The organism is Moraxella nonliquefaciens, assembly GCF_001679005.1.
GTDB classification, from domain to species: Bacteria; Pseudomonadota; Gammaproteobacteria; order Pseudomonadales; family Moraxellaceae; genus Moraxella; species Moraxella nonliquefaciens.
In genome coordinates, this window is record NZ_LXTW01000006.1 from 102,915 (window position 1) to 116,831 (window position 13,917).

The window sequence follows — 13,917 nt, forward strand, 5'->3', positions numbered from 1 at the left end:
TGTAATTTAGTAATTTAACATACAATTTTACTTAACGCATCATCTGACATAAGGACAACCATGACCAAACAAATCCTACTCATCGAAGACGACCCAGATTTGGCAGAGCTTATCAGCGACTATCTGTCCATGAATTACTATGAGGTTCATCACACCCTAACCGCCCAAGAAGGACTTGACCTATTAGAAGCCAAAGAGCGTGATATCAATCTCATCGTGCTTGACCTGATGCTCCCCGACATGGATGGCATGCAAGTATGCCAAAAAGTGCGGGCATCTAAAAATGTAATGATTAATAAAGTACCCATCATCATGCTCACCGCCAAGGGTGATACCACCGATCGTGTCTTAGGTTTGGAGATGGGAGCGGATGACTATATTTCCAAACCCTTTGAACCTCGTGAACTGCTCGCGCGTATTCGTGCGGTGTTACGTCGTCATGAGACCCCCAATCAAGCCGATACTGACTCAGGCAGTCTTAGCTTTGGGCGTTTGACGGTGTTTCCTGACAGCCATGAGGTAACCATTGATGATAACATTGTCCGTCTGACCACGCACCAATTTCAGTTACTCCACTACTTTGCCACTCATGCAGGAAAAGTGCTAAACCGTGAACAACTTTGGCAAGCCATGCCCAATGACGACAGTTCAGAGAATATTGACCGTGCCATTGACGTGCATATCTCACGCCTTAGAGCATTGATTGAAGATAATCCTCGTCAGCCCAAACGCATCATTACCGTGCGTGGTGTGGGATATCAGTTTGCAACCGATCAAGTATGATTCTCAAAATCCAATGCTTTTGCTTTGTCATTGGATTTTTGTATTTTTTACATATAGATAAGGCGTAATCCTTTTACGCCTTTTGATGTATTTAACATGTCAATGCCCACACCAACCCCCCCACCAATCCGCCTCCGTCTTGGCTTTCGTTCACTGTTTGCAAGGCTATTTATCAGTGTATTTTTGGCAATCATTGCTTTTGCCATTGCCATGATTTTGCTCGCTCAGCTCGTTCATAACAACTCCGACAGCATGAAATCTAAGGTTATCGCAGGACAAATTATCGGACAGATTGACCCATTTTTGATAGAAGTGGATGATGCCATGTTGGGTAACGATCGTTTACAAGCCCGATTTATTCTTGCTGTGGTCAAAAAGAGCTTTGATATCTTTGATGAGAGCCTAGAAGCCAAAATCGGCTTATACGACAAAAACCGCAATCTCATCTTAAAAACCGAAAACAGCGAATTACCCGAACACCTGCCCCCCACCCCATCATGGCTTGCTCAAACCCTGCCAACGCTATCGGGCAATGACCCGCATCATGTCATCTTAAAGACCAGTTCAGGCTACTGGGTGTGGTATGAGAGCCGAAAACCACCCAAAGAGCGTCCATTTTTGGGTGTGGTTAATTTCTTTACTGGCACACTGCTACTCATTCTCATCATGACAGCAGTGCTGTGGGGCATCACTCGCAACATGACATGGCGACTAGACCAGATGAGTCGCAAAATGGCAAAAATGGGCGATGGTGATTTTAGCGTACGTGTTGATCAAACAGGCAATGATGAAATTGCCATGCTTGCCTATGGCTTTAACCAGTCTGCTGAGAAGATAGAAAGACTCATCAATGCCAACAGCTTACTGCTTGCCCATGCCAGCCATGAATTTAGAACACCAATCACTCGCATTCGCTTACAGATTGAGATGATGGACATGCTCACCCAAAAGCTCGACCCTGCTGATAAAGCCAAATTTGACAAACGTGCCTGTGCCATCAACCGTGACCTAACAGGACTCAATGACTTGGTTGAGAGCATTTTATTGGTGAGCCGTCTGGACGCAGGTCATGCCCTACAAGCCAATGAGAGCGTAGATTTGGTAGAGCTTATCAAAAGCGAATGCCAACACTACACCGAAGCGACACTCTTTGCCGAACCCATAACAATGATGGCTCAGCCCAAACTACTGACGCATTTGGTACGCAATCTCATCAATAATGCTCTCATCCACGGCACGCCCCCAGTAGAGATTTATGTCTATGGCTCACCAAGTCTGACAGAGGCGGGCGTTATCCCCAAAGCACTCATTGAGCTTAGCAAAGATGATGAATACATGAACACGCCTACCACCTATGACATCACAACCACGTGCAACATAGAAGATAAGGAACTGGCAAGCCATCTTAATATAGATAATGAGGGACAAAACGACCAAGAGGCAAGCAAATCCATCAGTATCAACGAAAACAATAAAATCTCAGAGCAGTCCATTCAAGATACGCCATTAGAGAAGCACACCCGTGCATTTTTTAAACTACTCTCTCGCAACAAAGATAAGGAGCATGGCAAAAAAAATCTCTATGCCATCATGGCGGTCATCGACCAAGGGGCTGGCATTCCTGTGGATAAGCGTGAAGATATTTTCAGCCCCTTTGTGCGACTAAAACAGGAGAAAAAAGGCTCGGGGCTTGGGCTGTCGCTGGTCGCCCAAATCGCCGAAGCCCATGGCGGACATATTAGCACCGACACATGGCAGGGCAAAACTCGCTTTTTGGTGGTGTTGCCGATAAATCAAGACAATTAAAACTTGAAAAAATTTTAAAATTCACGATAAAGCGACAAATACACTCTCTGATTTTGATATTGATATAACTGGGGAATATTACTCGTTACATCCTTATAGAGCCAATTTAGCGTAGGTCTCATGCCTTTGTATTGCCATCTTGGATTAAATAATGACACATGATAGATCTTTTCTTTATCCAATCTCGGTATAGAGACAAGCTCATGGTTAGTGTCAAACTCTTTTTTGGTTGTTAAATAACGAGCTTGCAAGCCGATACTATCATCAACAGATATTGCTATCCGCCATTGCACCTGATTTTTGGTTATCATATTGATGATTTTCAGTATTTTCTATTTGATGATTTAACCCAAAGAATGTGGCATGGCGATTTTTATGATAAAAAACCGCTCACCCTAAGGCAAGCGGTTTTATCATTACTCATAATGTGCGTGCCACTTCATGAATCTCAAAGACTTCAATCTTATCACCCACGGCCACATCATAGCCTTTGACCGCCAGACCGCATTCCATACCTGCTTTGACTTCATTAACATCGTCTTTATAACGACGCAATGATTGTAGCTGTCCTGTAAAGATAACTTTGTCATCACGCAAAACACGGATGGGCTTGTTGCGATAAATCGTGCCTTCTTGTACCATACAGCCTGCTGCTGCCCCAAACTTGCTAGAACGGAACACATCACGCACCTCGGCAACACCCAAGATTTTTTCACGATGCTCAGGGGCAAGCATGCCACTCATCGCTGCTTTGACATCATCAATCAAGCCATAAATCACACTATAATAACGAATGTCAAGTCCTGCCTCATCTGCTTTACGCTTACCTGCTGTATCAGCACGCACGTTAAAGCCAAGCAATACCGCCTCACTGGACTCTGCTAAGATGACATCAGATTCAGTAATAGCACCCACGCCTGAACTAATCACACGCACCTTGACCTCATCTGTTGACAGGTCATCCAAAGCACCCAGTAAGGCTTCTAGTGAACCACGTACGTCTGTTTTTAGAATGAGATTTAGGGTTTTTGCTTCACTGCCCATGTTGGCAAACATATTTTCCAGACGCATTTTGTTTTGGCGTTCAATCAAACGCTCACGCTCACGAGCGATACGAAAATCCGCCACTTCACGGGCTTTTTTCTCATCAGAGACCACCAAAAACTCAGAACCTGCCATCGGTGCATCAGGCAAACCCAAAATTTCTACAGGAATGGATGGCCCTGCTGACTTGATACGCCCACCATTTTCATCGGTCATGGCACGTACTTTACCATAAAACTCGCCTGCCAATACAAGGTCGCCTTGTTTGAGTGTGCCTTTTTTGACCAGTAGGCTTGCCACAGCACCACGCCCTTTGTCTAAGCGAGATTCTATGACCACACCTTGGGCAGCACCATCCACAGGGGCGGTCAGTTCCATAATCTCTGCTTGAATACTAATGGTATCTAGCAACTCATCAATGCCCATGCCTGTTTTTGCAGAGACTTTGACCAGTGATGTATCGCCACCCCATGCGTCGGTAATCACCTCTTTGACGGACAATTCATTGAGTACACGCTCTGGGTCAGTGGTATCTTTATCCATCTTGTTCATGGCGATAATGATTGGCGTGCCAGCAGCTCGTGCATGATCTATCGCCTCTTCGGTCTGTGGCATGACCCCATCATCTGCTGCCACAACGATAACCACGATATCCGTCGCCTGAGCGCCACGTGAACGCATGGCAGTAAAAGCGGCATGACCCGGGGTATCTAAAAAAGTAATCACGCCACGGTCAGTCTCAACATGGTACGCTCCGATGTGCTGAGTAATACCGCCAGCCTCACCGCTTGCTACTTTGGTCTCACGGATTTTGTCAAGCAAAGACGTTTTACCATGGTCAACATGCCCCATGATGGTAACCACGGGTGGGCGGATTTGGACATTGCCCTGCTTCTCAATGGCAGCCTCTTGTAAGTCGTCTTCTAGCTGAGTGTCAGACACGGCGACGAAGTTATGTCCAAACTCTTCAATAACCAAAGCGGCAGTAGTCTGGTCAATGACATCACTCTCACGTACCATCTCACCCATTTTCATGAGTGATTTGACAACCTCACGCACTTTGACCGCCATTTTTTGGGCAAGGTCAGACACAACAATCTGCTCACCCACCTCAACATTATGAATGATTTTCTCCAAAGGCATTTCAAACTTATGTTTACTCGCTTGCGACGATTTTAAACCACGTGATTTAGGTCTGATTTCAAGCTCTTCTTTGCCTTTTTTCTTGCCACCTTTGGCACGGCTTGCTGCAGTGCCTGTACCACGCTTAATCTCACGGCGTTCTTTTTCAAAGGACTCTTCTAGTGCCGCCCCAACCAAACCTGCCGCCAAAGGTTCATCTTTACGCACAACAGCACTTGGCACATCGTCTTTTTCACTATAACGATTTGCCATTTGTTTCATCTGTTCTAAGGTGCGATTTTGGGCATCAATGGCAGCACGGCGACGATTTTCAGCTTCTATCTCACGCAGTTTTTGCTCTTCAATTTCACGAGCAAGGCGAGCTTGGCGTTCTTTTTCGGTCTCGCTCTTGATGGGCTTGGCGGATTGCTTTTTGGCTTTGTCTGATTTGCCTTCTTTTTTGTCAGTTTTTACCCCACTTTTGACCGCCAAACCTTTTTTGACCACAGTGGAGCTAACGATGCTGTCTGTGTCTGCGTTGTCTTTTTTGACCTTTTTGACAACCACAGACGCACTGGGTTTATGTTCGCTGTCATTTGTATTGCCTGAATTGGCACGCATGGCAGCAAGTGTTGCCTCTTGACGCTTTGTGGCCTCTTGTTTGGCACGCTCTTCGTTTTGTTTGGCTTCTAATGCAGCGATGGCCTTGGCTTTTTTGGCTTCATGTTCTGCTTGAACTTTGGCCTGATCAGCGACCAGGTCAGGCTTTTGGATGTCAAACTGCTTTTTTTTGGCACGCACAACGTTAATATTTTGAGCTTTGCCTGTGGTGGTGGTGATTTTTTTGGTTGTGGTGGTTTTTTGAGTCATACCAATGCGAGTCTTTTGGGCTTGACCATGACTTTGTTTTAAAAATGCCACCAACGTCGCCTGTTCATCGGTTGAGACGGCATCATCTTCGCCACGGATGGGCAGACCTGCATTTTTTAGCTGTTTTAACAGCACATCAGTGGTAATCTTAGAATCTTTTGCCAATTCTTTTACGGTTTTTGTTGCCATTGTTTTACCTAAATTTATTTGGTTATTTGATGAATGATTTTATCATAAAACCATTAAATAATGAATTTGGTGAAAATGGATGGTTAGGATAAGTATTTACTCTTCGTTTAACTTCACCATCCATTTTTACAATTGCCAAATTCTCACCAACCAAATTTGGCAATGCTCTTACGCACTCATGACAGTACGCTCCATGATGCACGCACGGCTATTCAAACCATGACTGACGTGCTGCCATAATCAGCTTGCCCGCCAACTCACTGCCCACACCCTCAATATCTTCAATATCAAACACCGCTTGCTCGGCCAAATCATCAAGGGTGATGATATCACGTTCTGCCAATTTATAAGCGATGGCAGGGGTCATCTCTTCTAGGGCAAGTAACTCGCCACTGGGTTCTTTAATGTTTTGCTGTCTGATAAGCTCATCATTGATGATGACTTCTTTGGCACGTTCTTGGATGGCAGCGATGGTATCATCATCCAATCCATCAATGTCATAAAAAGTCTCAGCAGGCACATAAGCCACCTCTTCGATGGTTGTAAAACCAATCTCCGCCAACGCTTCTGCCAAATCTCTGTCCACCTCTAAACGCTCATAAAACAGCGTGATAATCACCTCAGATTCACTTTTTTGGCGTTCTAGATACTCAGATTCTAACATCATATTGAGTTTATAACCAGTCAAATCAGATGCCAAACGCACGTTTTGACCTTGTGAACCGATGGCACGTGCTAATTGGTCATTTGCCCCAAAGATGATATCAGCGGTTTGATTATCTTCATCCAGCACAATACTAGATACATCAGCAGGCTCCAATGAACTGATGATATACTGGGCAGGATCATCGCTCCACACCACAACATCAATACGTTCGCCATCTAACTCTTGTTGTACCGCTTGGATGCGAGTGCCACGCATGCCAATACATGCTCCCACAGGGTCAATACGGCTATCGCTTGTCTTTACCGAGATTTTGGCACGCAACCCCGGCAGACGTGCCACATCACGAATTTCAATGATACCCTCGCTAATCTCAGGCACCTCTTTGGTCATCAGTGCAATCAACATCTCATTACTCGTGCGAGACAGCACAAGCTGACTGCCACGCCCATCACGATTAACTTTGGTCAGCAGGGCAGTTACACGACTCTTAGGTCGTAGCATTTCACGGGGTAAGGTTTGGTCTTTGGCAAGATAACCCTCTGCCCCATCACCTAAATCAATGACATAGCCATCACGGCTTGCTTTTTTAACCTCACCTGTAATCAGCTCACCCACACGAGCCTCAAAAGCATCCGCAATCAAAGCACGTTCAGCTTCACGGATTTTTTGGATGATGACTTGCTTGGCTTGTGTTGCAGCAATACGCCCAAATTCAATTGATTCAATCTGCTCTTCGATAATATCACCAATTTGGTATTCATCCTCATCCAAATCACTGATCGCCTTTTGACAAGCAGGCATCTCATGGTCTTCATCTGCCACAACCGTCCAGTAGCGATAAGTGTCATAATCACCTGTTTTGCGGTCAATAGCAACACGTACTGCCACCTCAGGTTGGTCGGTATAAACCTTTTTCTTGGTTGAAAAAACAAGTGCTTGCTCAATCGCCTGAAAAATATCATCAGGGTCAAGTCCTTTTTCATTACTGACAGTCTCAACAACGGTCAAAATTTCACGGCTCATTGCTTATCCTTAGGTTAATTGATTAATAACAACATCAATCTTGATAGATCAAATTGGCTTTATCTACATTATCAAAAGCGATGTCAAATTCTAGTTTATCTTCGGTCATCACATGCATGCCCGTATCACTCACACTCATCAAATGACCCACGACTTTACGGCGTTTGACATCACCTTGTCCGATGGCATGAATCAGACGTAAGCTGACCATCTCATTAACAAACATCGCCACCTGCTCAGGGGTAAACAGCGGACGGTCAAACCCAGGGCTTGACACTTCTAGCACATACTCACCAGCAATGGGGTCATGCACTTCTAGTACGCCTGAGACTTGGTGATTGACCGCTGAGCAGTCCTCAATGGTGATATGCTCGCCACGCTCACGGGCATCGGCATTTACTTCGATATAGATACGAAGTAGCGATTTACGCCCTTGGGGCATAAACTCAATCCCCCAAAGCTCTACACCACAAGCGGACACTGCAGGGGCTATCATTTGGGTAAGTTCAGCGATTTTGCTAGATGGTTTCATTTTGGCTGGATTTATCCTATATTAAAGCACAAATTAAAAATCAAAAGAGTTAAAAGCGGTTTGGCAAATTGCAAATACAAAAAAACCCACAAAACACGTTGGTGGGCTAAAATCATTTCTCGCCGACATCTTTACCGTATTACCAAATAATCAAATTCTAATTTTTAATGGTAAATTTATGGAAAAGATACCTTACTTTTGAAATAAGGATTTAAAAAGTGGTAGCGGGGGCTGGATTTGAACCAACGACCTTCGGGTTATGAGCCCGACGAGCTACCAGACTGCTCCACCCCGCATCAATTTAGAGTGCCATTATAGCACGCTTTTTGACATTGTCAAGAAAAAATTTAACTTTTTTAAAATTAATTCATCTTAGACAAATCCATCTTAGGGTCAAGCTGATAGACCAAAAAAGTTCCAAACGACACAAGTGCCGTGATGATAATACCCAGCTTTAACACAGGGTTGACATCAAACAAACTTAACAGCAATCCGCCAAAAATCCCCACACTAAACTGCAATGCCCCTTGCATGGCAGATGCCATACCTGCCCGCTTTTTTTGATATGCCAGAGCGATGGCGGTAGCATTAGGCTGAGTAAAGCCAAGTCCTGAAATACAACAAAATATCGCCACAAATACAAGTGGAAAATAGCCAAGCCCCATCAATGCCAACACCAACAGACAACTGGCAGAGACAAGCTGCATCAAAGCCCCAAAACGTAGCAACTGCACAAGACGAAAACGACTGGTCAAAAACTGATTGACCTGTGTTAGGGCAATAAACCCAAAGGCATTAGCTCCAAAAGCGATGGCAAACTGCTGCTCAGATAAGCCAAAATTCACCATAAATAACTCGCTTGAAATGGACAGATAAATAAAGAATGCCCCTTGTAGTACGCCCCCTGCAACAGCAGGAACGATAAATGTCTTGTCTTTGACCAAATCCAGATAAGACACAAAGGTTTGGCTGATGGGTTTGGTATTGCGATTTTTGGGGGCAAGCGTTTCTTTTAAAAACAGTTTGGTCAAGACAATATTAAATAATCCATAACCTGCCAAAAACCAAAACAGAGCATGCCAATCAGCAAAGTTTAAAATCAGTGCCCCCAAACTCGGTGCTAATATCGGAGCCAGCCCCATGACAAGCACCATAAGACTAAATGCCTTTGCCCCTTGTATGGGATTTAGAGTATCTCGGATGGCAGCACGGGTTACCACGGCTGTTACACATGCCCCCAAAGCCTGCAATGTACGGGCGGCAAATAGCACCATCTCACTTGTGGCAGTTGCACAAATAACAGATGCAATCACAAATATCGTCATACCCATGTACATGGGCAATACTCGCCCGACACGATCGGAGAACGGCCCGTAAAATAACTGCCCCAATACCAATCCAATAAAATAAAATGGCACCGACTTGGATACCTGAGAGACACTCACACCAAAATCATCTGCCATGCTAACAAAAGCAGGTAAATACATATCAATGGCAAGCGGACCAATGGCAATCATCACCCCCATCATCATCACCCACAGAGTGGGAAAGGGTTTGTCAGATATCGTCTGGTCTTGGGAGCTATGATGTGGCATATTAATATTGCTTATCTTAATGCTGACTGATGGGTATGGTTATTGGTTATTATTATGTCAATCAGCCAAATTTTTTAAAACAAAAATAAATGAGAAAATCCGACTATTTTACCATGATTTGCCCCATTTGACGGTAAAAAATTGCAATACCGACATTGACTGTTTAATCTTAAAAAAATCTCATCTTATATTGAAAATATTGAAATTGATTAATCATGGACATTTTGTTATATTTTTATTAGGGCAATACGCTCGGTATGACATTTAGTTAGTATGACCATTAAATAATCACCCACCAGATGACCACACCATGACGACGCATCAAACCAACCTAGCCCACGCCATCAGCCACACACCCATGAGTGCCTATCAGTGGCTCATCGTTGCCTTGGCCGTTCTTTTAAATATGTTAGACGGCTTTGATGTGCTGGCGATTGCCTTTACCGCCAAAAGCATCCAAACCGAGCTTGGGCTGACAGGGGTGCAAATCGGTACGCTCATGAGTGCAGGTTTTATTGGCATGGCAATCGGCTCTATGGGACTGGCTCCCTTGGCGGACAAATTTGGCAGACGTCCACTACTTATCATAGCAACCGCCCTATCGGCACTGGGCATGTTTATGACGTATTTTTCGCACACAACCCAATCCATTGGCTTTTGGCGCGTGATAACAGGAATTGGCGTGGGCGGCATTTTGCCATGTACCAACGTCATCGTGAGCGAATACGCCAACCAAAAATGGCGTGGGCTTGCCATTGCCATTTATGCTTGTGGTTTTGGTATTGGGGCGATGCTTGGCGGGCTGTCAGCGGTCATGCTCCAAGATGAATTTGGCTTTCGTTCGGTATTTATGACAGGGGCGGTATTGACAGGGCTGGCACTGGTGGCACTCGTTAGCCTATTGCCTGAATCGGTGGATTTTTTAAACCAAAAACAACCTACCAACGCCCAAACCAAACTCACCAACATCGCCCACAAAATCGGCAAACAAGGCAACTGGCAACTGCCCACCCAAAATCAATCTGCCAAAGCCAAAGCACCCATCAGCCAATTGTTTGCCAAAGGTCAATTAAAGACCACTCTACTCATTTGGGCAGCGTTCATTGCCGTGATGTCGTCCTTTTATTTTATCAGCTCGTGGACGCCTGCCCTGCTAGAATCATCAGGGCTTGCCAAAGAACAAAGCCAAAAGGTTGGCATGGCAATCAGCATTGGCGGTACGATAGGCTCGCTCATCTTTGGTTTTTTGGTGAGTAAATTTACCCCAAAATCCACACTCATGGCGTTTGTTGTGCTGTCGTCCCTTGCCATTATCGGCTTTGTGTTTAGCCCAACATTAACTCTTGCCCTTATCTTTGCCATTTTGGTCGGCAGCCTTGTCAATGGCTGTATCACAGGACTTTATACCATAAATCCCACGCTGTATGCCCCAGAATTTAGAAGCACAGGGGTTGGCACGGCAATCGGCGTGGGGCGTATTGGTTCTATCGTCTCGCCCATGCTGGCAGGGAAACTGTTGGATGTGGGTATTGGCAAAGATGATTTGTATCTTGGGGCGAGTGGTTTTATTTTATTGGTACTGGTGGCGTTATATTTTTTAAAGCCGAATGAGCGTTGATTTTTGGGATTTTAAAAATAAATCACAACCCAAACAAGCATTTAACCTTTTTTAATGACTTTTAACCACAGTTTTTTAACTCAACCACAGCTTTTTTAACCAAGCAAAAGAGAGTAAGCCATGAGCCAACTTTTTCCAAACGCCAAACCTCGCAATGTCGCCCCTTATCGCAATGATGTGGTCGGCTCGTTTTTACGCACCGATGAGCTGATGACCGCCAAAACCAAGCTAAATGCTGGCGGGCTAAGTCAAGATGAGTATGATGTTATTCTAAAAGATGAAATTGGCAAACTGGTTACCAAACAAAAAGAAAATGGCTTGCACGCTGTAACGGACGGTGAGTTTAGCCGTGTGTGGTGGCATTTGGACTTTATGGCGGAATTGGACGGCGTGCAGTGGGTAGAAACCGAGAATTTTTCGGTGCAGTTTAAAGATGCCAAGCCAAAAAGCCATAGCGTCAAAATCGTGGATAAGATTGATTTTTCAGACGACCACCCTTTTATCAAAGCCTACCAAATCCTAAAAGACTGTGCTGGCGATGCCCCAACCAAATTCACCATACCCTCTCCATCCATGCTACATCTTGTGGCGTGCGTGCGTGATGTCAACTATAAGCCCATTGAACTGTATCAAGATGAAAACCATCTGTACGATGACATTGTGGCCGCTTATGTCAAAGCCATGCACAAGTTTTATGACATGGGTCTGCGTAATTTGCAACTGGACGACACAAGCTGGGGGCAATTTTGTGCGTTGGATAAAAAGGCAGAGTTTGCCGAGCGTGGTATTGATTTTGACAAATTGGCGGTGGATTATGTTGCCATGCTAAACCGAATTGTGGATGCCAAACCTGCCGACATGCAAATTACCATGCACATCTGCCGTGGTAATTTCCGCTCAACGTGGTTCTCCGAAGGCGGTTATGCTCCGATTGCCGAAGTGCTGTTTGGCACCTGCCGAGTGGACGGCTTTTTCTTGGAATATGACAGCGAGCGAGCAGGCGACTTTGCCCCACTTGCCCACATCAAAGACCAACAAGTCGTGCTAGGCTTGGTAACTTCAAAAACAGGCGACCTTGAAAACAAAGATGACATCATCGCTCGCATCAAAGAAGCCACGCAGTACGTGGACATCAACCAGCTTTGCCTATCGCCACAGTGCGGATTTGCCTCCACAGAAGAGGGCAATATCCTAACCGAAGAAGCTCAGTGGGCGAAGGTGGATATGATTAGAAAAATTGCTGATGAAGTTTGGGGTAAATAATTTCCCTAAAAATAATTGTTTTAAATAACAAACAAAAAGCGAAACTGACTAATTTGGCGGTTTCGCTTTTTGTTAAGTTTATTGGCAAAACAAAACCATCACACCCTACCCCTAAGGGCTAATAGCAGTATTATCATGCGTTGATTACAATGGCAAGACCATTCACCGCCCAAGGATAATTTATGTCCACTTCCATCAACTGGCAATCTGATGATGAACAAGTTCAGAAAAATCAGTGTCGTGCTTATGACGACATGCGAGCACGCTGTCCTGTCGCCCATGATGATAAGCTTGGTTATAGCGTGTTTTCTCATGCCGATGTCATGCACATTCTAAACGACCCTGCGACATTTTCCAATCACGTATCAGACCGTCATATCGCTGTGCCAAACGGCATGGACGCACCCATTCACACAGCGTTTCGTGCGATTAATGACAAATATTTTACCGCTGACCGCATGGCGAGATTTCGCCCCATCGCCAAAGAACTGATTGACAACTTAGTAAGCCAACTTCCCAAGGGTCAACCCATTGACATCATGGCAGAGTTTGCCAAAACTTATGCCGTCAAGCTACAAAATGCCTTTATGGGCTGGGGCGATGAGACCGAAGCACCGCTGAACGCATGGATTGAGAAAAACCGCAAAGCCACACTGAGCCAAAATCGGGATGAGATTGCCAGTGTCGCCTTAGAATTTGACGGTTATATCAAGGCGATTTTGGATGACAAACGGACAAAACGCCCTGATGATGTGACCTTTGAACTGATGAACGACATGGTCATGCTACCACAAGGTAAGCGAGTGATGAGCGATGAAGAGCTTGTCTCACTCATTCGTAACTGGACAGTGGGCGAGCTGTCTACCATGTCGTCAGCGGTCGGGATTATTTTTGAGTTTTTCATTCATTATCCTGATGTCTTAATTCATCTAAAAGCCAACCCCCAAGACATTGATAATGCCGTCTTAGAAATACTGCGTTTACACGACCCGCTCATCACCAACAGACGACGCACCACCCGCCCTGTCACTCTACATGGCATAGACATTCCCAAAGATGTCAAAATCACGATTAACTGGCAGTCTGCCAACCGTGACCCCGAAGCCTTTCATCAAGCGGACAGTTTTGAGCTGCACCGAAGCCAAGCTAACAATCTGGTCTATGGACATGGCATTCATGTCTGCCCTGGTAAGCCATTGGCACAGCTTGAACTGGGACTGTTGGTAGAATGCTTGGCAGAGCAGGTAAGTAAGATTCGCCCTGCGTCTGATGACTACTTTGACCATGCCATCTACCCTGCATCAGGTTTTAGTCGCTTAGAAGTCATACTTCATTAACTTCACTCCCTTTTTTCTTTTTCTCCAAACCCAACTCCCCCAAAAACCCAAACCCCCTACCATCTCTG

The 13,917-nt window shown here is 45.0% G+C and carries 10 protein-coding genes and 1 tRNA gene; 5 read left to right on the forward strand and 6 right to left on the reverse strand.

Annotation, left to right across the window (positions count from 1 at the left end; genetic code table 11):
- The first annotated feature begins 60 nt into the window (after positions 1–60).
- Both A7456_RS03655 and A7456_RS03660 read left to right on the forward strand, forming a co-directional pair.
- Positions 61–783, forward strand: coding sequence for a response regulator transcription factor (locus tag A7456_RS03655; RefSeq protein WP_066885503.1), 723 nt, complete (start codon positions 61–63; stop codon positions 781–783).
- Positions 784–879: 96 nt separating this feature from the next.
- On the forward strand, positions 880–2,589 hold the full coding sequence (locus A7456_RS03660) for a HAMP domain-containing sensor histidine kinase (RefSeq protein ID WP_227713255.1): 1,710 nt from the start codon (positions 880–882) through the stop codon (positions 2,587–2,589).
- A 14-nt stretch (positions 2,590–2,603) separates the two neighbouring features.
- On the opposite strand, the gene A7456_RS03665 is transcribed toward A7456_RS03660, so the two are convergent.
- The 6 genes from A7456_RS03665 to A7456_RS03690 all read right to left on the reverse strand — a co-directional run bounded on the left by A7456_RS03665 (position 2,604) and on the right by A7456_RS03690 (position 9,631).
- Positions 2,604–2,900, reverse strand: a complete 297-nt coding sequence (locus A7456_RS03665) for a surface lipoprotein assembly modifier (RefSeq protein ID WP_067007670.1) — start codon at positions 2,898–2,900, stop codon at positions 2,604–2,606.
- A gap of 109 nt (positions 2,901–3,009) precedes the next feature.
- On the reverse strand, positions 3,010–5,814 hold the full coding sequence (infB, locus tag A7456_RS03670; protein ID WP_067007673.1) for a translation initiation factor IF-2: 2,805 nt from the start codon (positions 5,812–5,814) through the stop codon (positions 3,010–3,012).
- A 208-nt stretch (positions 5,815–6,022) separates the two neighbouring features.
- Positions 6,023–7,504 (reverse strand): transcription termination factor NusA, encoded by a 1,482-nt coding sequence (gene nusA / locus A7456_RS03675; protein WP_066885509.1) that lies wholly within the window; start codon positions 7,502–7,504, stop codon positions 6,023–6,025.
- 34 nt (positions 7,505–7,538) lie between these two features.
- Positions 7,539–8,036, reverse strand: a complete 498-nt coding sequence (gene rimP, locus A7456_RS03680) for a ribosome maturation factor RimP (protein ID WP_067007676.1) — start codon at positions 8,034–8,036, stop codon at positions 7,539–7,541.
- A gap of 219 nt (positions 8,037–8,255) precedes the next feature.
- A tRNA-Met gene (locus A7456_RS03685) sits at positions 8,256–8,332 on the reverse strand.
- Between the two features lie 66 nt (positions 8,333–8,398).
- Positions 8,399–9,631, reverse strand: coding sequence for a multidrug effflux MFS transporter (locus A7456_RS03690; protein WP_067007680.1), 1,233 nt, complete (start codon positions 9,629–9,631; stop codon positions 8,399–8,401).
- Between the two features lie 310 nt (positions 9,632–9,941).
- On the opposite strand from A7456_RS03690, the gene A7456_RS03700 reads away from it, so the two are divergent.
- The 3 genes from A7456_RS03700 (at position 9,942) to A7456_RS03710 (ending at position 13,849) form a co-directional block, all read left to right on the forward strand.
- A complete protein-coding gene (locus tag A7456_RS03700; protein ID WP_067007686.1) occupies positions 9,942–11,249 on the forward strand; it encodes an MFS transporter in 1,308 nt (435 codons plus the stop codon).
- A 120-nt stretch (positions 11,250–11,369) separates the two neighbouring features.
- On the forward strand, positions 11,370–12,512 hold the full coding sequence (locus A7456_RS03705) for a 5-methyltetrahydropteroyltriglutamate--homocysteine S-methyltransferase (RefSeq protein ID WP_067007688.1): 1,143 nt from the start codon (positions 11,370–11,372) through the stop codon (positions 12,510–12,512).
- A 182-nt stretch (positions 12,513–12,694) separates the two neighbouring features.
- Positions 12,695–13,849 carry a cytochrome P450 gene (locus A7456_RS03710; protein WP_067007691.1) on the forward strand — a complete coding sequence of 385 codons (1,155 nt, stop codon included), beginning with the start codon at positions 12,695–12,697 and terminating at the stop codon, positions 13,847–13,849.
- Positions 13,850–13,917: the final 68 nt, after the last annotated feature.

Bases quoted from the DNA above. Each gene is read 5' to 3' on its own strand.
- A7456_RS03655 (WP_066885503.1), top strand. From the start codon at position 61: ATGACCAAACAAATCCTACTCATCGAAGACGACCCAGATTTGGCAGAG.
- A7456_RS03660 (WP_227713255.1), top strand. From the start codon at position 880: ATGTCAATGCCCACACCAACCCCCCCACCAATCCGCCTCCGTCTTGGC.
- A7456_RS03665 (WP_067007670.1), bottom strand. From the start codon at position 2,900: ATGATAACCAAAAATCAGGTGCAATGGCGGATAGCAATATCTGTTGAT.
- infB (WP_067007673.1), bottom strand. From the start codon at position 5,814: ATGGCAACAAAAACCGTAAAAGAATTGGCAAAAGATTCTAAGATTACC.
- nusA (WP_066885509.1), bottom strand. From the start codon at position 7,504: ATGAGCCGTGAAATTTTGACCGTTGTTGAGACTGTCAGTAATGAAAAA.
- rimP (WP_067007676.1), bottom strand. From the start codon at position 8,036: ATGAAACCATCTAGCAAAATCGCTGAACTTACCCAAATGATAGCCCCT.
- A7456_RS03690 (WP_067007680.1), bottom strand. From the start codon at position 9,631: ATGCCACATCATAGCTCCCAAGACCAGACGATATCTGACAAACCCTTT.
- A7456_RS03700 (WP_067007686.1), top strand. From the start codon at position 9,942: ATGACGACGCATCAAACCAACCTAGCCCACGCCATCAGCCACACACCC.
- A7456_RS03705 (WP_067007688.1), top strand. From the start codon at position 11,370: ATGAGCCAACTTTTTCCAAACGCCAAACCTCGCAATGTCGCCCCTTAT.
- A7456_RS03710 (WP_067007691.1), top strand. From the start codon at position 12,695: ATGTCCACTTCCATCAACTGGCAATCTGATGATGAACAAGTTCAGAAA.